The organism is Fructobacillus sp. ESL1096 (assembly GCF_058511985.1).
Window position 1 is genome coordinate 113,259 of record NZ_CP196400.1, and the last position, 22,074, is coordinate 135,332.

At 41.2% G+C, this 22,074-nt stretch carries 12 protein-coding genes, 1 tRNA gene and 1 pseudogene; 2 read left to right on the top strand and 12 right to left on the bottom strand.

Annotated elements, in window-relative coordinates; translation table 11 throughout:
• Positions 1-257: 257 nt before the first annotated feature.
• Positions 258-1,361: an SLC13 family permease gene (locus ACSYSR_RS00380; protein WP_489816459.1), complete on the top strand. Its 1,104-nt coding sequence runs from the start codon at positions 258-260 to the stop codon at positions 1,359-1,361.
• Positions 1,362-1,493: 132 nt separating this feature from the next.
• Here ACSYSR_RS00380 and ACSYSR_RS00385 read toward each other — a convergent pair whose 3' ends face one another.
• From ACSYSR_RS00385 to ACSYSR_RS00425, 9 genes and pseudogenes are all read right to left on the bottom strand, one after another.
• Positions 1,494-2,072: a uracil-DNA glycosylase family protein gene (locus ACSYSR_RS00385; protein WP_489816458.1), complete on the bottom strand. Its 579-nt coding sequence runs from the start codon at positions 2,070-2,072 to the stop codon at positions 1,494-1,496.
• 18 nt (positions 2,073-2,090) lie between these two features.
• Complete coding sequence (locus ACSYSR_RS00390) at positions 2,091-3,059, bottom strand: amidohydrolase family protein (RefSeq protein ID WP_489816457.1); 969 nt, start codon at positions 3,057-3,059, stop codon at positions 2,091-2,093.
• 344 nt (positions 3,060-3,403) lie between these two features.
• Positions 3,404-3,514 (bottom strand): annotated as a pseudogene (locus tag ACSYSR_RS00395) (DapH/DapD/GlmU-related protein); the annotation flags it as partial.
• Between the two features lie 562 nt (positions 3,515-4,076).
• A complete protein-coding gene (locus ACSYSR_RS00400) occupies positions 4,077-8,996 on the bottom strand; it encodes a glycoside hydrolase family 70 protein (protein ID WP_489816456.1) in 4,920 nt (1,639 codons plus the stop codon).
• A gap of 189 nt (positions 8,997-9,185) precedes the next feature.
• Positions 9,186-14,219: a glycoside hydrolase family 70 protein gene (locus ACSYSR_RS00405; RefSeq protein ID WP_491706396.1), complete on the bottom strand. Its 5,034-nt coding sequence runs from the start codon at positions 14,217-14,219 to the stop codon at positions 9,186-9,188.
• A 305-nt stretch (positions 14,220-14,524) separates the two neighbouring features.
• A tRNA-Ser gene (locus ACSYSR_RS00410) sits at positions 14,525-14,614 on the bottom strand.
• A gap of 72 nt (positions 14,615-14,686) precedes the next feature.
• Positions 14,687-16,525 (bottom strand): translational GTPase TypA, encoded by a 1,839-nt coding sequence (gene typA, locus ACSYSR_RS00415; RefSeq protein ID WP_252774042.1) that lies wholly within the window; start codon positions 16,523-16,525, stop codon positions 14,687-14,689.
• Between the two features lie 54 nt (positions 16,526-16,579).
• Positions 16,580-17,371: an inositol monophosphatase family protein gene (locus tag ACSYSR_RS00420; protein WP_252774043.1), complete on the bottom strand. Its 792-nt coding sequence runs from the start codon at positions 17,369-17,371 to the stop codon at positions 16,580-16,582.
• Positions 17,364-17,639 carry a UPF0223 family protein gene (locus tag ACSYSR_RS00425; RefSeq protein ID WP_489816455.1) on the bottom strand — a complete coding sequence of 92 codons (276 nt, stop codon included), beginning with the start codon at positions 17,637-17,639 and terminating at the stop codon, positions 17,364-17,366. The genes ACSYSR_RS00420 and ACSYSR_RS00425 overlap by 8 nt, the downstream gene beginning before the upstream one ends.
• Positions 17,640-17,843: 204 nt before the next feature.
• Between ACSYSR_RS00425 and def the strand changes: the two genes are divergently transcribed.
• Complete coding sequence (gene def, locus ACSYSR_RS00430) at positions 17,844-18,422, top strand: peptide deformylase (protein WP_489816454.1); 579 nt, start codon at positions 17,844-17,846, stop codon at positions 18,420-18,422.
• Positions 18,423-18,517: 95 nt separating this feature from the next.
• On the opposite strand, the gene ACSYSR_RS00435 is transcribed toward def, so the two are convergent.
• The 3 genes from ACSYSR_RS00435 to grpE all read right to left on the bottom strand — a co-directional run bounded on the left by ACSYSR_RS00435 (position 18,518) and on the right by grpE (position 22,059).
• Positions 18,518-19,429, bottom strand: a complete 912-nt coding sequence (locus tag ACSYSR_RS00435) for a DnaJ C-terminal domain-containing protein (RefSeq protein WP_489816453.1) — start codon at positions 19,427-19,429, stop codon at positions 18,518-18,520.
• Between the two features lie 81 nt (positions 19,430-19,510).
• Positions 19,511-21,358 (bottom strand): molecular chaperone DnaK, encoded by a 1,848-nt coding sequence (dnaK, locus tag ACSYSR_RS00440; protein WP_489816452.1) that lies wholly within the window; start codon positions 21,356-21,358, stop codon positions 19,511-19,513.
• 95 nt (positions 21,359-21,453) lie between these two features.
• The gene (gene grpE / locus ACSYSR_RS00445; protein ID WP_489816451.1) at positions 21,454-22,059 is read right to left on the bottom strand and encodes a nucleotide exchange factor GrpE; all 606 of its coding nucleotides are present in this window, start codon (positions 22,057-22,059) and stop codon (positions 21,454-21,456) included.
• Positions 22,060-22,074: the final 15 nt, after the last annotated feature.

Consider the following 22,074-nt stretch of genomic DNA (forward strand, 5'->3'; position numbering starts at 1 on the left):
ATGTAACTTTAATCATCTAATTCTAACTCTTTTAGAATGACTTGTAAACAATTAAGAATTGTTCTTTTTTAATCAAAAACTACTATTTAGCGGTAATACGGCCTGGTCAAGCCTCTTCCTTATAGTCGAATAGCTCAAAATCAACATGGAATATTCCAAACATCTTGATGTAACATTTACTCTAAATTAGCACCTTAGTTTACTCTTATCTTTAAACAAAACCAATTACCCACTTAAAAAGGAAAATCAAAACTGCCATGGCAACCATCTTCAAAAAATTAACCCACGATTACCTCCTTATCCTAACGACAATAATTGTCTGTTTCCTCGCAATCAGTCGCCAACTTGCTTGGCAGAGCCTTAACTGGAAAACCCTCTTTAATCTGGCAGCCTTACTCATTCTAGTCAGTACCTGGTCACAGTTAGGTCTCTTAGACTATTTTGCCAAAGCCATTCTGGCACGAGCGAAAACCAATCAGCAAGCCCTCCTCTTTCTACTATTGACCGCCTTCTTCAGTTCGATGCTCGTCACCAATGATGTCACCATTTTGACCCTTGTCCCCCTTTTCTTTGTGATGGTGCCTCAGATTGACCTTCCAATTGCACGCACAATCACTTTCATCACAATTTACGCCAACCTTGGTTCAGCTGCATCTCCTTTTGGTAATCCCCAAAATCTTTACCTGCTTTCCTATTACCATTGGCCGCTCAACCACTTCCTACCAACTGCTGCTCTTCTATTAATCGGTTTGGTAACTTTGCCACTGGGCCTCATTGGTCTAAACCCCAAACCATTACCCCGACAAAAACAAGTAGTCCTTCCTATTAAAAAAGGAACCTTGACCTTCTTAGCCCTTGGCTCCCTGGCTGTCTTATCTAGTCTGTTAGCTTTGATTCCCGCCGTTTTTGGCCTAATCGTGGCCCTGATTTTAGCTGGCACAATTGACCACCTGGCGCTTACCAAAGTTGATTACGGGGTCGTGTTGCTAATTGCCAACTTTTTTCTAATTGTCGGCACCCTCATTGACCTCCCCCAACTCGTCATCTTCTTAAAGTGGGCCGGACAATCATTTTGGCAGACGTTCATCACGAGTGCTTTAGTCAGCCAAGGTCTCTCCAACGTCCCAACAGCAGCACTACTTGCCCCTTTTACTTCCTTTCAAGTAGCACTCTTTCTGGGTGTTTCAGTGGGTGGTTTTGGTACTTTAGTCGCCTCATTAGCGAATTTGTTAGCCTATCGACAGGTCCGAAAGCGGCTCACACGCCAAGACACTCGTCATTTTCTCACCATCTTTACCGGTTGGAACCTGCTTTTCTTACTTGGTAGCATCACCCTTGTTTGGATTTTTAGGCAAATCTAAAAGGCTAGGAACATACGCTTTCAAACCGAAAACGTATGAACCTAACCTTTTTTTGTTATGAGACGATTAAAAAATCAGTTCGCGTCCGAAGACGCAAGCAACTAAGTAATCCTTCCCATAAATTGAATGCACTCATTCCTCAATCGAAAGCAGCTGCGCGACTCGTTGCCGCAAGTTCGGCACAACCTTAATCTCAAACCAGGGATTATTTTTCAGCCAGATGTTATTCCGTGGTGATGGATGAACAATTGGCAAATACTTGGGCCAGAACCGATCAAAATCCTTGACTGTGGCTGTTAAGGTTGCTGATTTTGGTAAGTCTAAGTAATACTTTTGAGCATAGGCCCCAACTAAAATTGTCAACTGGATATCAGGCAGGGCAGCCAGCAGGCGTGGGTGCCACTTTTCCGCAATCCCCTGCCGTGGTGGTTGGTCGCCCGCTTTAGCCTTGCCCGGATAATAGAAGTCCATTGGAATCACCGCAATTTTTCCCGAAGTATAAAAAGTTTGTTTGGAGACACCAAGCCAATCCCGCAACCGGTCACCGGAGGCATCATTCCACATCACTCCGGTTTTTTGGACTTTCAGCCCCGGCGCTTGGCCAATAATTAAAATTTTCGCCGTGGCCGGCGCACTGTAAATCGGCTCCCAGCCAGCCTTGGTATAGGATGCATTAGCAGGATCCGCCTTAATTTCATCAAAAATAGTCATCACTGGGCCTCCTCTAAATTACTTTTGTTGGTCCGCAGCTTGGTGAGCCGCTCTGACCGCGCTTTCCTTAAAATAGATGCGGTTAGCTGTCCCATAATAGACATCGTTCAACTCATGCTCAGTGAACAGTCCACTCTCTGCCAACCAAGTTGCTAAATGGCCATATGAATTAAAGGTGGCAGACCATGGTGAGTCAGTCCCCCAAATAAGGCGCTTACTCCCTAAAACTTCTTTGGCCAGTGCCACTGCTCGCTGACTTTTTTCATATGGCAACGCCGTTTCGTCTAGGATATCCTGAATGGCTGACAAGTCCATTGCAATATTTGGCTGTGGTACGAAGAGTCGCAACGTATTTTCCAAAAAATTCAACTGATCGTCATTTGGAAAGGATAGGTGGCAAACAACAAAGTCCAACTGTGGGTACCGGGAAGACAAGATTGCAATCGCTTCTGGCTGGTGACTAATCTGATCAGCACTGCCGTAATCGACTGTCACAGTAAAGCCAGGATAATTGGCCAAGTAATGAAAAATTTGCCCCAGTCTTATATCCGTATCCAAACGGAACGGTGTTGTTTGGTGGTAGCCATGAAGGCCGCCATCCTGGCTAATTTCTAATTTAATAGCTCGAAAACCGAGGTCCTCAACATGCCGTCGAACAATGGCTAGAGCATTTTGAACAAACGGATCAACGGCAAAGGCGCCAATAAAACGCTCCGGGTAACGCTTTACTGTCTGATAGGTGTAATAATTTTGGTAGCCGTTTAAGCTCCCCTGCAGCAAAACCGCCTTTTCGATACCGTGATCATCCATAACTTTTAAAAAAGAATCAGCAGTCAAATTAGTGTCACCCCAACCATCAGGAATCAACTTAATCTTGGTCCCATCATCCCAGATAGCTTCACCATTTCCCAAGGCATTTAGCCGTCCCCTCCCATTAAAACCAGCAATTTCTTGAACTAAGTGCACGTGTCCATCTATTTTCTTCATCGTGATTATTCCTTCCCTGCAATTTACATTAAAGCCAGTATAACGCAATTTACCGGCAAACAAATCAGAGCAAACGGTTTTGCCAGCAAACAAGGAGAACTATTATCGATCAGCAATGCAGAGAATAATAATGGTCAAAAATATTAGCGTGCTTGCTTTTAAAAACACACCATCCATCAACAATCAGCATTAGCCAGATAACCATGACGAAATAAGCCACCAGTGGTTTTATTCATTAAGATAAGACAAAGAAAACAAAAAAAGGACCAACACAGCCATTGTTAGTCCTTTCGATATTGGATGGGCAGCTGTTCAAAACTACGTTTCTCCTGATAGATAACATCAGGCTGGACATCCTGATTGACGACCGTCCCAGCAGCAATAATTGCCCCTGAACCGATTATCACACCCTTTAAAATAGTCACGTTTGATCCAATCCAAACGCCATCACCAATCATCACCGGTGCTGTCTTAAAAATATTTGGCTGCACGCCATCATAGTTTTTACCAAAAGCATGGTTATGATCATAAATTTTAACATTTTCACCAATCAAGACGTTGTCACCAATTGTAATCAACTCTCTTGCATTATACGAGGGAGACTAATTCACTTCCGATATGATCTACTAATGATTTTAACTAGCCACAAATCTGTCTCCAGAGTAAATAATGGCGTCATTTAATTCGTCAGCCTCCTTTTTCTGGGCGTTACCATCTGCGGCTTTAGTATCCAAACTGCCTCAATAGTGCATGATTAGCTTACCGCTAAAACCAAAAGCGGATAACTTTCCTTCCTAATTTAATTCAAGTCATAACTTTACCTATACACAAAGAAGAGCAAACGGAAAAACCGTTTGCTCTTCTTTTAAACTGCTTTAAATTAACGAAAAAAATCGAAGTTTTAATCAACTACACTTCTGATCATAAAGACTAATACTGTTTAAATATCAACTCTAATGACCTCTACTACCTGGTATCTGGCAAAGTTCAAATTAAAAATAATAATTTTATACTGAATTAAAACAAGTGCTTAAAAAATTTACCAATACTATCGAATACTGCTGAAACCGTATGGCCAATTGCAGCCAGCGCATGGCCAATAGACTTTCCAACCGCACTAAATCCCTTAGCAATCGAATTGCCAATGTTGTTCAAAAATTTACCGACATGACCGACCGCTGAATTATCATGAGTATTCTTCGAATTATCATTTGAAGAATGATTTCCCTTCCCATCAGACGCTTTCGGTGCTTTTGAATTAGAAGTTGCTTCTTTTGTAGCATTATTAGTTTGTCCAGCAGTTGCTATGCTAGTAGCTGCTGACTGTGCTGCAGAAGTAGAATTTTTTCCAATTGGATTGTTAGCCACTATTGTTGACGCTTGGGAAGAAGAACGCCGAAGAATGGCTGAATCAACAGCCAAATTAGATTCATTAACATAGGTAGCAACATTACTATTACCACTAGTTATGGTACCGCCATTATCTGACGGCGCCGGTGTTGTTGTTGTCCCACCACCATTATTAGTGATTCCGCCATTATCTGACGGTACTGTTGGCGTTGTTGTTCCACCACCGTTATTAGTGGTGCCGCCGTTATCTGACGGTACCGTTGGCGTTGTTGTTCCACCACCGTTATTAGTGGTGCCGCCGTTATCTGACGGTACCGTTGGCGTTGTTGTTCCACCGCCGTTATTAGTGGTACCGCCGTTATCTGACGGTGCCGTTGGTGTTGTTCCACCACCATTATTAGTGGTGCCACCGTTATCTGACGGTGCCGTTGGCGTTGTTGTCCCACCACCGTTATTAGTGGTGCCGCCGTTATCTGACGGTGCCGTTGGCGTTGTTGTTCCACCACCGTTATTAGTGGTTCCGCCATTATCTGACGGTGCCGTTGGCGTTGTTGTCCCACCACCGTTATTAGTGGTGCCGCCGTTATCTGACGGTGCCGTTGGCGTTGTTGTTCCACCACCGTTATTAGTGGTTTCGCCATTATCTGACGGTTCCGTTGGCGTTGTTGTTCCACCACCGTTATTAGTGGTGCCGCCGTTATCTGACGGTACCGTTGGCGTTGTTGTCCCACCACCATTAGACAAATTTCGAAGCAAAACACCTTCTGCTGTAAATTCGTAAAGTTGACCATCAATAGTTTGTAGGCCAGTCAGTGCATTTCCAGATCCAGGAGCAAAATAGTATTTCTGGTTATTAACCGTCTGCCAAGCTCCCTTAATTTGAGCACCTCCTGGTGAACTAAAGTATTGAATATTACCATCGATTGTATATAAACCAATCACAGGTAAACTATTATACTTCAAAATGAACTTTTGATTGCCGGCCGAATCAGTAATGTAATACCCATCAACAGTACTAGTTAGTGTATTTTGTAATACGATACTTTGGCCCGTTTGACCACTATATCTCAAATTTCCATTCGAATCTAACCAAGTATGGTTCTGCAATTCAATCCCATTCGACAAAAAGAAATACTTAATACCATTGATTTCTTGTTCGCCCGTCACCATATATCCATCGGTATTGAAATAATACCAATTACCGTCACGATCTTGAATAAAGCTATCCTTTGCTTGATAACCACTTAGTGAATAATAAACAATACCACCAGCAACTTTGTTAAATCCCGAAAATGATTCCTGATTAAGCAACTGTTTCGGTAAGAACGCTGTGCCAGTTTGACTGATATTCAAATATTGGTTGCTAGACCAATCTTTTAAGGTGAAATAAGCACCACGACCTAGAATATTTGTACCATTCAAATATTTGGCTGACCATTGTGTTATTTTTTGGCTACCATCAATTGGAACACCGGTGGAGATTTGATTTTTTTCAAATAATTCAGGATAACGATTTTTTAAATCAGATAGGAAGGCCCCTCCGTATTTGGATTGATAATCAGAACCACTACTTTTGGTATTCGTAATATAAACCAAATTATTAAAAGTAGAATCAGTCAAAGGATTACCGTATTCATCAGTCCTAGTAACTGTTGTCGCTTCCTGTCCTGGCAAATTATAGACCTGGTTAGGCACCCAATCAGCCATTGCCTGTAAGCCTACCTGATGCAATGCTTCAATAGCCGAACGCAGTTGTTCAGCTGTACCGTATTTGGTGGGGTTTAGTGTGCCATCAGCATTGTCAAATCCCAAATCATAACGATCACTAAATGCATAACCATTTTTTACAATCGAGTCTAAGAAGCTTGCATCAGTACTTGAACGGTATTGAGGTGCAAATTCAAAACTAGTAATCCCCCAAGATTTGAATAAGTCAGCATTTGCCGCAATTTTAGCATTAGCAAATTCATCAATTTTTGTAGGCAGTGCTTGAAAGTTTGAAAAGCCTTCATAAACAACATTTGAATCTAATGCAGCATTTGAATGAAATGTTTTTCCATCAGTTGATGCTGACGTATCCGAACTAGTTCGAGCATCTTGATCAGCTGCTGCACCAACTGGCACCCAGACCGCCAAGTAGCCAGAAACTTGTGGGTCGCTGACACCGTAAATCCAAGATGAATCAAATACTAAATCACCATTTTCATTCGTCATCATAGTTGGTGCACTATCATCAGAATTATAAATTTGCAAACCATCTTTGGTTGAAAGCAAAGATGCTCGGAACAATTGATTTTTATGAGCGGCGCCCATATGCAAAACTACTTGTTCATTTTGCCCTAATTGAAGGTCCGGGTTGTTACTTATAATCACCCCCATACCATCCGTATGATTCGTGCTATCCTGATCAGTCTCATTAAGTAATCCCTGACCGAAACGAACGGTAGTTAAAACATCATTATGATTAATTGGCTGTTTAGTCAATGTGTCTACTACACCAACAGACGTTGTTTGACCACCCGCAACATACTTAATGCGATCCTTCAAAAGAGTCGTAATCGCATTATAATATGGTGTTTGTTCAGCCATGTACTGACCATCTTCTTGATATAAATCACCATAATAAACCCGCGGAACCGTGTCTTTATTTGTTAATAACATTGCATAACTAGCTGGAATGTTATACAAGGCATATTTTTTAACGGTTGACTCTTGATCTGCACGAAAAACTTCAAAAGCAGCTTTTAACTGACTGTCCGTTGGCATTAAACCGTTCGAGCCTGGATACAAGTCATTAATAATTTGAGCAATAATTGTCTGTGATTGACTATCATGTGACCGAACAAATGAATAATTCGGAATTGCTTGATTTTCCGTATTATCAACCTTGCGATTAACGTTGTACCATGCTAAGAAGCGATCCATTCCAGCACGATTGTTTGGGTCTTTGGACAATGAAAATAGCAGTTGAACTTGAGACTTAAAGTCCATTGTTAATTGGTTACTACCCTGTTCGCCAACATAATTGAAATCATCATAACTCCAATCTTCCATAATCGAAAGATGCTTATTTGCTGACTGATCACTTTGATTAGTACCATAGACACTTTTCATGTAGTCGGCTGCAATCTGTAATAAATCAGCATCTACATTATCAACAGCATCAATCCGAATGCTATCGAAGTTGGCGTTACTATTATTGGCTGTAATTGTGCCAAAATTCATTAAATAATGTAACCAATTTAATTGTTCAGCTTGGACAACTGGATTGGAATTATCAATATCATTTGCTAGTAAAAACTCATAGCCACCATTGGGATTGGCTCCTTCTGAATTAACAGCAGAAGTTTCGGGTGTCTCATTTGTTTTACTGTTTACTCTAGAAGAATCCACATTATTTTGATTGGTTGGATTGCGATTCAAGTAACGATAATCAGAATTTGTATCCGGTGTTATATTGCTATTTTGATAAGCTAAGGTTCCGCCTTGAAAACCGGTACTGGGCATTTCACTGATTATATTCCAATTGGGCTGAGTAATAATAAACTGAGAAACTAGTTGTTTCAGCCAGTCCGTTGACTGATCACTACTAATTTTTTGCTCAATGGCTACCTGAATTTGATTAGCAGCCTGATTTAGCTCTTCTTGCGAATTTTTTAAAACGTTGACTGGATCACCCTGACCAATATGATTGCTTAACATAAAATTAATATAAGCTGCCTCAGTCTTAGCATCCGGCCACCAAGTCATCAATAGTGGACGACGATCATTGGTAGTTGATGATACCCATGTTTTTCCTTCTTGCAAAATATCTTTTGGTTGATACCACGCATTAGCAGTGATAAACCCATCAGTATTATCAATATCCTGGCGGTCAATTGCCGCAATTTGATTATGAACTGAAAATTCATTATTTTGTGAATTCAAGCCAATTGCAAATTGTTGTTGATTAGCAATAGTGGCATGACCATCAATTGCATCAAAAATATATTCAACACCATTAATCAAAACAGCAGAATCGCCACCTTTTTTCATAACGCCTGATGGTGCAAAATAGTAAGTTTTTCCATCAATGTTCTGTAATCCAGTTACATTCTTACCGGTTTGATCAAAATAATAAGTCGATCCATCATAATTGGTCACAAAGCCATTCTTAACTAATTTGAATTGCTGATCAAATCCAAATAACAAACCATCTACGTTTTGTGTCCCCGTAATAGCATTTCCTGAATTAGCTGCAAAATAATATGTGTCAGAACCAATCGTCTTTAATGTTCCCTTGACTTGCGCAGTGGTAGTTGGATCAAAGTATTGCAAATGCCCGTCAATCGTTTGTAATCCAACTACTGATTGACCAGTGGCATTTACAACAAAATGCTGCCGACCATCACTATCAGTTATATAGTGTCCATCTGTCCCGCCAGTCCAAACAGTTTTATTGATTGCATCCGTTACTGATTGAGTATTTGTTGTCTGCTGGGTATTGATATCATCAGCATGGGCAACGTTAGTGCCAATCGTTACAGCAATACTTCCTGCTAATGCAGCGACCCAAATCTTACCAGATTTGTACATTTTCTTTCTCATTTTAACCTCTTACATAAGTAAATATTTATTTTTAACTAATACCAACCAACAAAGTAAACATAATTACATAAAAAGGCTAGATTATCGTTGATTAAAAAAAATCTGAAAAACCGATAATCTAGCCTCAACAGTATTCAAAGAGCTTTGCAGTTTGTGATTTATTAATGAATATAAATTATTTTGAATAACTTATAGACCAACTGGCTGACTCATTTGTTCTCTAGTTCGCTCACCACTATTAGCATCATAATATGACCAGGTCTTATCTCCATTTTGGACCCATGCCCCTTTAATCTGGATTCCCTTTTCATCAAAATACAGTATCTGATTGTTAACTGTCTGTTGGCCGGTTAATCGAGCACCTGTTTTTTGATCATAATAAGACCAGGTATGATCTTGATTTTCAACCCAGTTTCCCTTCACTTGAATACCATTTAAATCAAAATAATACGTTTTATTATCGATTGTTTGCACACCAGTCAAGCGCTTACCTGTATCTAAGTCATAATACGAATTCGTACCATCAGGATTTTGGACCCAACTATTGAACTTAATTGAGCCAATCGATTGAGCATTTTCAACTTTTTCACCACTAGCCAAGGAATAGTATGACCACGTATGATCCTGATTTTCAGCCCAGTTTCCCTTAATTTGGATACCGTTTTGATTAAAATACAGAGATTGATTGTTGATTTCTTGACTGCCGGTCACTCGTTCACCATTCAAAGCATCATAATATGACCAAGAGCCATCACTATTTTCAACCCATGCTCCTCGAGCCTGAATGCCATCAGCATTGAAATGATAATATCGCTGATTGATCACCTGATCACCAGTTAAACGATTACCATTATTAGCATCATAGTATGACCAGGTGTTATCATCATTCTTGACCCAATTTCCTTTCACCTGAATGCCATCGTCATTAAAGTATACATGTTGCTGGTTAATCACTTGCTGACCAGTTAGTCGTACTCCTGTATTTGCGTCATAATAAGACCAGGTAGAATCGGCATTTTCAACCCAACGGCCTTTAACTTGGACGCCGTTATCTGTAAATAACAAGTGTTGATTGTCAATGATTTGAGCACCAGTTAATTTTTGACCATTGTTAGTGCCATAATATGACCAAGTTAAATCAGGATTTTGAATCCAGAAATTAAGATGTTGATTATCCATTGTTTGGCTAGTAGCTAAACACTCACCACTATTAATGTCGTAATATGACCAAGTATGGTCGCCATTATCAACCCAATTTCCTTTAACTTGAACACCATTTTTATCAAAATAAAGATGTTGACCATTAACAGTTTGTGCCCCTGTCAACCGATCACCACTATTTTCATCGTAGTATGACCAGGTTCCATCACCATTGCCGACCCAGGCACCTTTTATTTGAATACCATTATCATTAAAGTATAAATGTTGATGATTAATCAATTGCGCTCCAGTAACCCGTTGACCATTGGTAGCGTAATATGACCATGTTTTATCAGAATTTTCAACCCAACCCTCTAGGCGCTGCTGCAAATCAACTGGCACAGACTGAATTAACTGACCACTTTTTGCATCATAGTACGACCGATAGCCATCTACACGATTAACCCATTGCCCTTTAATTTGAACCCCATTTTCGTCAAAATATAATTCTTGCCCATCAATTTTTTGCTGGCCAAGCAAACGATCACCAGTGTTTTTATCATAGTAAGACCAAGTTTCATCAGGATTTTCTGCAAATCCTCCCTTAACTTGAATGCCATCATGGTTAAAGTAAACTTTCTGGCCATTGATTACCTGATTACCGGTCAATCGGTTGCCTGTCTTCACATCATTGTAAGACCAGGTCCCATCACCGTTGTCAATCCAACCAGTGGTTGTATAAATCAGAGATTTTGGTAATTGACTACCATTATTTTCTAACTTAATGTAATTTCCTGTACTCCAATCTTTCAAAACATAGCCCATTCCACGACCCAAAAGATTGGTACCGTTCATATATTTAGCTGACCATTCTTTAATTGGTTGATCAGATGGAATAGCCTCTCGAGTCGCTGTTTTAGTTTGAATATAGGCTGACCCGTTTGAATATTCTTTCTCATAATATTCATATTCTTTCGATGTAAATACATTGGGATATTTTTCTTTAATTAATTGAAGGTACTCACCACCATATTTTTTTTGATATTCCCCCCCTCCCAAAGAGTTCACAACGTATAGTTGTGTTGCAAATGGAACATCTACATCATTACCAAATACTCCGGAGCGATTAGTAGACACAACCTCTTTACCTGGTAAGTCATAAATTTGATTGTAAACAACATCAGCCATAACTTGAATATCACTTTGATGCAAAGCTTTCAAGGCTTGACGCAAATCTTCATCAGTGCCGTACTTCGTAGGCGCATTAAAACCTAAGTCATACCTATCCATTACTGCATAACCGTTTTCAATTGTAGAATCTAAAAAACTATGATCCGAACTAGAACGGTATTGTGGTGCCATTTCAAAACTTGTCACACCCCAAGCAGTAAATTGTCCAGTATTTTTAGCAATCACTACATTTGCCATTTCATCATGACTCGTAGGCATTGGCTGGAAATTTGAAAATCCTTCAAAAATGACATTAGAATCAAGAGCATCATTTGAGTGCAAAACTTTTCCATCAGTATTTTCAGCCGTTGATGGGGCAGTCCTAGCATCCTGCTTTGAACTTGCACCCACAGGAACCCACACAGCAAGGTAGCCAGAAACCTGTGGGTTCAAAGTCCCAACAATTTTTGTATTAGCTTGACCATTAATATCTTGATTTGAAAAGGTCAAGATTCCATTGTCATCCGTATATACAACTGGTGTGTTCTCATCACTATCGTAAGTTTGAACGCCATCACTTGTCGTCAAAATTAATGGACGATAAGCCTGATTTTTATGAGCAATACCCATATCTAAGGTAACTGTTTGGCCATCAGCAACATTCACCGATGGATCATTACCAATAATGACACCGACACCTTCCGTACGAGTTTCACTATCACCTGCATCTTGAGCTGAAGATGCTCCCTTACCAAATCGAACGCTCTTTAATAGTCCATTACTATCAACGCTCATCGTTTGGCCACCGCCAACATACTGCTTTCGAGCCAATAATAATGAATTTATAGCCTCATAATAAAGACTTTTTTGCTGCATATATTGATGATCATCTTGGTATAAATCACCATAATAGACACGAGGAACAGTTCCCTTATTAGTTAATAACAAGGCATAAGTACTTGGAATATTATAGCTATTATATTTTTTATTAACTGAACGTTGATCTTGGTAATAGAGATCTAATCCTTTTTGCAATTGATCATCAGTAAAACTCGTCCACGAAGCTCCAGTGGCTTCATGAATTGCTGATCCAACATCATCTTGAATCCCTTTATCATGGGAATGCACAAATGAATAATTTGGAATATCACCATCACCGAAATAATTCAAACGATCTGCAATAAGCACATTAGAATCTTTATCTTTAATTAAATTCGACAAAGATGCATTTTTACCAGGCGCATTCAACAATGATACGTTAACAGAGTCTCGCATAGTTGATTCAACTAATGCTTCACTTTGATTAGCTGTTGGACCAGAATCGACTCCAGCTTCAACTAAGGAAAGATGTTTATTAGCAACACTTTCGCTTGATGTTAAATTGAATGCTTGACGTAAGTAATCATAAGTTCGTTGATTAGCATCATTATTTACAAAATAGATAGCATCTAGTCGAATACTATCAAAATTAGAATCATTATCCAAACCATTAGTCGTAATAGAACCGAAATTCATCAAATAGTAAAGCCAATTAAGATTTTCAGCCTGAACAGCAGGATTGGAATTATCAATATCGTTAGCTAACAAAAAATCCATAAAATTTCCTGGTATACGATAATTGGAGTTACTTGTTGGTGTTAAAACACTATTACCGTATTTCAAGTAGCCATTTTGGAACCATTGATCTCCACCTTGCCCAGGGTATTCTGAATCAGAATTCCAAATAAATTGCTGCTTAACAAATGAAGGATGACTATCATCGCCACCAAATAGCAACGTATTTAACCAGTCTGTACTACCTTCTGACTTAATTCGCTTTTCAATGGCAATTTGTGCCTGAAAAGCGGCTTGATTTAAAATCGCCTGGTCCGTAAAAAGGCTATATTGAACCGTACTTGATAGCAAATTATTATTTTGCATGAATGTTAGATAATTAACTTCAACATTTTTATTAGGCCACCAATTCATAATGAAAGGACGGTATTCCCCCTCATTTGATGCTCGCCAGTTTTCACCATTATCTAAAATATACTTTGGTCGGTACCAAGTATCAGCCGTTAAAAAGCCATCAACTGTATTTGTATAATCTTTTGTATCGGTGCTATTAACTGCATTTTGCTGACTAGCCTCAGTTTTCGAGACACTATCGCTATTCGTAAACAAATAGGTTCCAATACCGCTATCATTAAAATAATAAGTAGCCCCATTTGTAACCACTTGTTTACTTTTTGCTTGTTCTCCCGTTGTTGGATCAAAATAAGTTAATTGTCCGTTGGTGCTAACCAAACCGCGTTTTGGACTATCATCTTGCTTTTGAGCAACACTGTCAACTGTACTAATGAGGTTGCCCTTTCCAGCATCAAAATAGTAGTTAACCCCGCCTAAATAGACTGATCCACCTTTCAGCTGAGCTCCCGTTATTTCATCAAAATATTGAATGTTTCCATTAATATTTTGCAGACCCCGAGCATAGCCGCCTGTACTAAGCTTATAAGCCCAAACAGTATTTCCATTCACACTGTCTTGGCAATAGGTACCACCATTTTGCGCAGTGATTTGATGTCCCTCACCTGAACCCGCATCAAAATAGTAAGCAACACCACTAATGTTTATAATTTTGCCTTTAACCTGCGTACCATCATCAAAATTAAAATACCGAAGTTGTCCTTGACTATCCTTATATAAGCCCATTATTGGAGCATTATTGACAAAGTATTTCCATGATTGTCCACTATCAGCAGTCACATATGTTCCATTAACCGGGAAATCTTTAACAAAACTAGCCTCCGATTGCGAAATTTCATCTGCCGACGGGTTAATTGAATTACCAGAACCAGCAGTTAAAAAAGCAGCGATTGCCACACCAGCAAAGAGCCAATTTTTTCCGGATTTATACATCTTTTTTCTCATCATTTAACCTTATACCCTCGCAGTTCACGAATAATTTCTTAACAAAAATCATTTTTTCACTTGTGACAAAGATATCATAACAAGGCATTAAAAATTTTTCTATAAAAAGCGCTATTTATTAATATAAAAAATTTTAAATTAATTTAATTTAAGTTTTATATTCATTTAATATACAATTTGTTGCTAAAATGCAATAAATTATTTCAAAAAGTTTATTCTATTCTAACTATTTAAGGGGTATTTTTCTTTTTCTGCACAAAAAAAGCCAAAACCGCTTTCGGCCTTGGCTTTTACATATTATCTATTTAAGGAGCTAGCGGGATTTGAACCCGCACACCGCCATAAGACGGCTCGACGGATTTCGAGTCCGCTGCAGTACCAGATTGTGCCATAGCTCCAAAATAATAGTGACATGAAGGTTGGTCCATGCCACTACGAGTATTTGTTTGTTTCAGATGATGCTTAAAGGCTTACTTACGACGCTTAGCAGCCTTTTCACGCTCAGCAGTGTTCAAGATGGCCTTACGGATTCGAACGTTTTCTGGCGTTACTTCAACGTATTCGTCATCATTCAAGAATTCCATTGATGCTTCCAAGTTCATCTCACGTGGAGTTTTGATTGAAGCAGTTTGGTCCTTGTTTGAAGAACGAACGTTTGATTGTGGCTTCATCTTTGTCACGTTGACAGAGATGTCGTTATCACGAGCATTCATACCGACAACCATTCCTTCATAGACGTCAACACCGGCGCCAACAAACATTTGACCACGATCTTCAACACCCATGATGGCGTAGTTAGTTGTTTGCCCTTGGTTGATTGAGACCAAGGCACCATTACGACGGCCTGGTTCCCAATTCTTAACCATTGGACGGTATTCAGCAAATGTGTGGTTATAGATACCATAACCGTGAGTAGCTGTCATAAATTCAGTGGCGTAACCAATCAAACCACGTGAAGGTGCCATATAAGTCAAACGAGTTTGACCATTTCCGACAGCTTCCATATTTTGCATTTCACCCTTACGTTGGTTCAATGAGTCGATCACAGTTGATGAATATTCATCTGGTGTGTCGATCTGGATTGATTCGTAAGGTTCAGTGGTTTGACCATCTTCCTCACGGAAAATAACTTGTGGACGTGAAGCTTGCAATTCGAAGCCTTCACGACGCATGTTTTCAATCAAGATGGAAAGGTGCAATTCACCACGTCCTGAAACCAGCCAGGCACCAGCCTGGTCAGTGTCTTCAACACGCAAAGAAACATCAGTATGCAATTCGCGCAACAAACGATCTTCGATTTGGCGAGCAGTCACGAACTTCCCTTCACGACCAGCAAAGGGGCTGTCGTTTTGACGGAAAGTCATTTGTAATGTTGGTTCATCGATACGAAGCAATGGCAATTCATCGTGATGAGCTGGGTCAACAACTGTTTCACCGACTGAGATGTCTTCCATACCAGAAACGGCGATCAAATCACCGGCCTTTGCTTCTTGGATTTCAACTTGATCCAAAGCGATGAAACCAGAAAGCTTTGTAACACGGAAGTTTTGCGATGTACCGTCAAGCTTCAAAACATCAACGTTGTCACCAACTTTGATTGTTCCACGCTTAACACGACCGATACCAATACGACCAACGAAGTCATTATAGTCCAACATGGCAACTTGGAATTGCAATGGTTCGTCTGAGTTATCAACTGGAGCAGGAATCGTTTCGAAAACCGTCTTAAAGATTGGTTCCATTGTATGTTCTTGCTTTGAAACATCTGGATCAAATGAAGATGTTCCGTTCATTGCTGAAGCAAAGATAACCGGGAAGTCCAAGTCATCTTCATCAGCACCCAATTCAATGAACAAGTCCAAAACTTCATCAACGACTTCTTCGGGGCGGGCACCTGGTCGGTCAACCTTGTTAACAATCACGATTGGTGTCAAGTGTTGTTCAAAGGCCTTCTTCAAAACGAACCGAGTCTGAGGCATGGTTCCTTCAAAGGCATCAACGACGAGCAAAACCCCGTCAACCATTCCCATGATTCGTTCAACTTCTCCACCGAAATCGGCGTGGCCAGGGGTATCCAAGATGTTGATCTGCTTGTCGCCAACGCGAACGGCAGTGTTCTTAGACAAGATCGTGATTCCACGTTCTTTTTCAATATCGTTGGTATCCATCACACGGTCACCCAAAGATTCTTCCTTACGGGCGTCCAATGTGTCAGACTGCTTTAACAGTTCGTTGACCAACGTCGTCTTTCCGTGATCGACGTGGGCAATAATAGCGATATTACGAATATCTTCGCGAAGATTTGCCAATTTTATGTGCTCCTTTATCTTTGCTACTCACAAGAAAGACTAGGGATTGTCTCCCTAGTCTTTCACTATCTTGACTGACTCGCGATACGTCTTGGTTGTAGCGATTAATACTGTGTTTGATGATAGCATATTTAGCGGCCTTCCGTCAAGTGATTTGACCACGTAACGAAGCGTTTCGGCTAAGACCCGACCGGCTGCTAAATCCCATGGAGATAGCTTAGAGAAATACCCTGTTGCCTGTTGTAGCAACAAACGACTAAAGGAAATCCCAGCCGAACCCAAAACCCTATAAGCTAAGGCTTCAGAGGCAATGGTTGCATAGGGTTTTTCCCCGCAAATTAGGCGGCGACCGGATACAATCAAAATCGATTCTGCTAGTCCCAGGTCTGCTACCGGTGCTAATTTTTGGTCATTAACGAAGGCACCAATTGTCGGACCGCCATGGAAGACCTGATTGGTCATCACTTTGGCAATCCAGCCCAGTTTTGGCTCACCGTCAATATAAAGGGCCACCATAATGGCAAAATCAGTCTTTTCATGGACAAAATTCAGTGTGCCATCAATAGGGTCGATAAACCAGACATGACCAGCCATGGTTTCAGGTCGTTGCAGGTCCCCCTCTTCAGCCACAAATTGAGCATCGGAATCGATTGACCGAATATGGTCAAGCAACCATGCCTGGTTGGTGGTATCCAGGTTAGTAACGAGGTTGCGAAAATCGCCCTCTTTTTCACCAACGTGTAAATCTTGGTTCTTAGTTTCTCTGGCATCACGACCCAGTTCGACCAACCAGCGTCGCACTGTTTGATCAACCTGGATTAATTGATTGTTCGTCCACTCAGTCATTGACCAAAACCCGCCTAACTGGTTTTTCAGTCAGCTTCAGCGTCTGATAGATTGACCGACCAGTTTGTTGTTCAAAATCACGGTCAAAAGCCTTTTGTTCTGATTTTGATGGAATAACCGTCAAAAACTGGCGGTAAGCCGTTAAGAGGTATTCACGATCACAACCACCCTCATAAACCTGCAAAACGGCGTCAATCAAATTTGAAACCGCGATGATATCGTCCTGATTCCAATTGCCGTCAATTGGAAGCTGGTATTGCTCTGCCATAGAAAATCCTTTCAAATGCAAGATGAACATATCATCTACATTCTAACAAGCTTTCACTCCCCTTGCCAGCAAAGACGACTGATTTAACAAGCAACTTCCAAGCCCAACCAACGAAAAAAAAGGAAAGTCGAAGAGCAAAAGCCCGTTATCAACTGATTTCTGCTATACTAAAAGTTGATAAATTGTAAGTAGGAGTTAACCAACATGACAATTCGTTTCACCATGGACAAAATTACGCGAGACGGTGATCCCGTTCTACGTGACCAGGCTAAGGAAGTTCCTTTCCCGCTCAGTCCTGAGCACCAACAACTCGCCAAAGATATGATGACTTACTTAGAAGTCTCACAAGACGAGGAAGAAAATGAAAAGTACGGTCTGCGCCCTGGCGTTGGCCTGGCTGCTCCACAAGTGGGGGAATCTTTGCAAATGACGGCCATCTTGATCCCATCTGCCGACCCAGCCGAAGATGTCGAAGACAAGCCATTCTTCAAAGGTGTTGTTTTTAACCCGGTCATTGTGTCTGAAACAGTTGGACGAGCTGCATTAGAAACCGGGGAAGGCTGCCTCTCAGTTGACGAGGATGTTCCTGGCTTTGTCCCCAGGTCAAAGAAGATTACCGTTCGCTACCAAGACGAATCTGGTCAAACTTTGACAAAGACACTGCGCAACTACCCTGCCATCGTCTTCCAGCATGAAATTGACCACTTACATGGTAAATTGTACTACGACCACATCAATCGTCAAGATCCATGGCACGTGGACGATTCAACAAAATACCTATAAAAGTAATGATCAATCAAAAAAGCCGACTCATCTGAGCCGGCTTTTTTGATTGATCAAATTAAGACTAAAGATAGCTTAACTGCTTTTAAATTGTCTTATTTATCAAAAATTGATTTCTTCTTAGAAACCTTAGACCCCGAAGCATTAGCAAAGGCCTCTAGGGCAGCTTTCTGGTCCTTATTCAGTTTTGTTGGAACCACAACGTTGACCACAACGAATTGGTCGCCATAGCCGTTACCATGCAAACGGGCAACGCCCTTGCCCCCTAAGCGGAAACGACGTCCATTTTGCGTTCCAGCTGGAATCTTCAACTTAACTTCACCGTGAACGGTCTTAACGGGAATTTCAGCCCCCAAGGCCGCCGTGATAAAGTCAATATCTTGTTGAAGATAGATATCCGAGCCATCACGTTCAAAACCGTCCTTTGAAGCCGCAACGGAGAAGACCACGTACAAATCACCCTGCGGACCACCATTAACGCCGTCTTCACCTTGGCCAGACAAACGCATCTGCTGACCACTTTCAACGCCGGCAGGCACCTTTACCTTAACTTCGTGTTGTGAACGATCAGCCTGTGAACGCGTATACTTAACGTTCTTTTCAGTTCCAAAAACGGCTTCCTCAAAGGTCAAATGCATCCGATACTGGAGGTCGCGACCTTTCCGTGGTGCATTTGGATCCTGAAATCCACCACCAAACATCTGAGAGAAGATATCACCCAAATCAGAAAAGTCACCAAAACCACCTTGGGCACCACCAAAGCCGCCTTGACCTCCAAAGCCACCCTGGGCCCCAGCAGCACCATATTGGTCATACTGCTGGCGCTTTTGTGGATCACCGAGTATCTCAAAGGCTTCTTGCACTTCCTTATACTTATCTTCTGCCCCTGGTTCATGGTTCAAATCAGGGTGGTACTTCTTTGAAAGTTTGCGGTATGCTTTTTTAATTTCATCTTGACTAGCTGTTTTAGAAACTCCAAGACGGTCGTAAAATTCAGTATTATTCACAAGCGGACTCCTTTGATTCAAATATGTACGGACCAAGCCATAGCCGGTCCATTTTATCAGTTTTCACTGGCAAAGAAAAGATTACTTCTTGTCATCTGGGTTAACTTCTTCGAAGTCACCATCAACTGTGTTGTCATCCTTTTGAGCACCTTCGGCACCACCCTGTGCTTCCTGGGCTTGTTGTGCTTGCTGGTACAACTTTGTTGCTAATTCAGTAGCTACCTTTTGCAAGTCGTCTGTCTTGGCCTTCAAATCAGTCAAGTCAGCGTCTTCAGCAGCAGCAGCTTCCTTAGCCTTCTTCAAGGCATCCAAGGCCTCTTGTGTTGGCTTTTTATCATCATCTGACAACTTGTCGCCAACTTCTTCCAAGGTCTTTTCAGTCTGGAAAATCAATTGGTCAGCGTTGTTACGCGTTTCAACCGCTTCCTTTTTCTTGTTGTCGGCTTCTTCGTTTGCCTTGGCGTCGTTCATCATCTTTTCGATTTCTTCGTCAGACAAACCACCGGCAGCTTGGATGGTGATCTTTTGTTCCTTTTGCGTTCCCAAATCCTTAGCAGAAACATTAACGATACCGTTACGATCAATGTCAAAGGTCACTTCGATTTGTGGGACGCCACGCTTTGCGGCAGGAATGTCAGACAATTGGAACCGACCCAAAGTCTTGTTGTCAGCAGCCATTGAACGTTCCCCTTGCAAAACGTGAATATCAACAGCTGGCTGATTGTCTTCTGCAGTTGAAAAGACTTGTGACTTTGAAGTTGGAATAGTCGTGTTACGATCAATCAACTTTGTGAAGACACCACCCATGGTTTCAATACCAAGTGACAAAGGTGTAACATCCAACAAAACAACGTCCTTAACATCCCCAGTAATCACACCACCTTGAACAGCGGCACCCAAGGCAACGGCTTCATCAGGGTTGATTGAGTGGTTTGGTTCCTTGCCAGTCATCTTCTTCACTGACTCTTGGACAGCAGGAATACGAGTTGAACCACCATTCAAAATCACTTCATCGATGTCATTAAAGGACAATCCCGCATCCTTCAAGGCGTTCATTACAGGAGCTTCGGCCTTCTTAACCAAATCAGCTGTCAATTCGTTAAACTTTGCCCGAGTCAAAGAAGTTTGCAAGTGCAAAGGTCCCTGGTCACCAGAAGCGATAAATGGCAAGTCAATTTGTGCTTCAGTTGCTGAAGACAAAGTCTTCTTAGCAGTTTCAGCGGCATCCTTCAATCGTTGCAAGGCCAACTTGTCTTGCTTCAAGTCGATGCCGTTTTCCTTCTTAAATTCGTCAGCCAAGTAATCGATAATCTTGGCATCGAAGTCATCACCACCAAGGTGTGTGTCACCGTTTGTTGACAAAACTTCAAAGACACCATCACCTAATTCAAGGACAGAAACATCAAATGTTCCGCCACCAAGGTCATAAACCAAGATTTTTTCATCCTTGTCTAACTTATCCATTCCATAAGCTAATGAGGCGGCTGTTGGCTCGTTGATGATTCGTTCAACTTCCAAACCAGCAATCTTACCAGCATCCTTGGTAGCTTGACGTTGGGCATCGTTAAAGTATGCAGGAACTGTAATAACAGCCTTGTCAACTTTTTCACCCAAGTAGTCTTCTGCATAGCCCTTGATATACTGCAAAATCATGGCTGAGATTTCTTGTGGTGTGTAGTCCTTACCATCAACGGTTACCTTGTAACCTTCTTCGCCCATGTGAGACTTAATTGATGAAATAGTGTCCGGATTTGTGATTGCTTGACGCTTTGCAACATCACCAACCTGGGTTTCCCCATTCTTAAAGGACACAACTGAAGGTGTCGTCCGACCACCATCAGGGTTCGTAATAATTTTTGGCTTGCCACCTTCCAAAACGGCAACAGCTGAGTTAGTAGTTCCTAAATCAATTCCGATAATTTTTGACATAGTATATCGACCCTTCCTATTTTTTAAATCATATTCTTAAACTTTTTAAGGTGTGGTGCCAAAGGGCTGAGTCACCAGATATTTACTGTTTAATATTATTGTGCAACCGCGACCATTGCTGGACGAATTACTCGATCTTGAAGGACATAGCCCTTTTGCAAGACTGTCGCCACTTGATCGGCCTTAATCTTACCTTCTGCTGGCACGGATTGAACACCCTGCATCGTATTTGGATCAAAGTCATCACCTACTTGACCGACTTCTTGAATGCCGTTGGTTGTCAACGCCTGCTTCAAAGTCTTTAAAGTGATTTCAACTCCCTTGTGAATTTGTGCCACCTGGTCGTCATCTCCCACTTCAACAGCAAGGGCGCGCTCCAAGTTATCAACCACTGGCAAGATGGCTTCGGCTAATTTCTGACCATCATACTTGCGAATATTTTGAATTTCGCGAGCATTACGACTTTGGATGTTTTGAATTTCAGCCTGAGCGCGAAGTAATTCATCATCCTTTTTCTCAAGGGCTGCTTGCAAATCAGCTAATGGATCCACTGCTGGTTCCTCTTCTGATTTTGCTTGCGACTCTTCTGATTTGTCCTTTGCTTCTTCTTGAGTTTGGTCAGCGTCAGCAAACTCCTTTGCCTCTGTTGCTTCCTCAAAATCAGCTTGCTTCAAATCTTTTTCATCTTCAGACTTCGCCACGGGCGTTCCTCCTTT

Excerpts from the sequence above, each read along its gene's own strand:
- def (WP_489816454.1), top strand. The coding sequence starts at position 17,844 with ATGACAATTCGTTTCACCATGGACAAAATTACGCGAGACGGTGATCCC.
- ACSYSR_RS00400 (WP_489816456.1), bottom strand. The coding sequence starts at position 8,996 with ATGAGAAAGAAAATGTACAAATCTGGTAAGATTTGGGTCGCTGCATTA.
- ACSYSR_RS00380 (WP_489816459.1), top strand. The coding sequence starts at position 258 with ATGGCAACCATCTTCAAAAAATTAACCCACGATTACCTCCTTATCCTA.
- dnaK (WP_489816452.1), bottom strand. The coding sequence starts at position 21,358 with ATGTCAAAAATTATCGGAATTGATTTAGGAACTACTAACTCAGCTGTT.
- ACSYSR_RS00420 (WP_252774043.1), bottom strand. The coding sequence starts at position 17,371 with ATGACTGAGTGGACGAACAATCAATTAATCCAGGTTGATCAAACAGTG.
- ACSYSR_RS00425 (WP_489816455.1), bottom strand. The coding sequence starts at position 17,639 with ATGGCAGAGCAATACCAGCTTCCAATTGACGGCAATTGGAATCAGGAC.
- ACSYSR_RS00390 (WP_489816457.1), bottom strand. The coding sequence starts at position 3,059 with ATGAAGAAAATAGATGGACACGTGCACTTAGTTCAAGAAATTGCTGGT.
- ACSYSR_RS00405 (WP_491706396.1), bottom strand. The coding sequence starts at position 14,219 with ATGATGAGAAAAAAGATGTATAAATCCGGAAAAAATTGGCTCTTTGCT.
- ACSYSR_RS00385 (WP_489816458.1), bottom strand. The coding sequence starts at position 2,072 with ATGACTATTTTTGATGAAATTAAGGCGGATCCTGCTAATGCATCCTAT.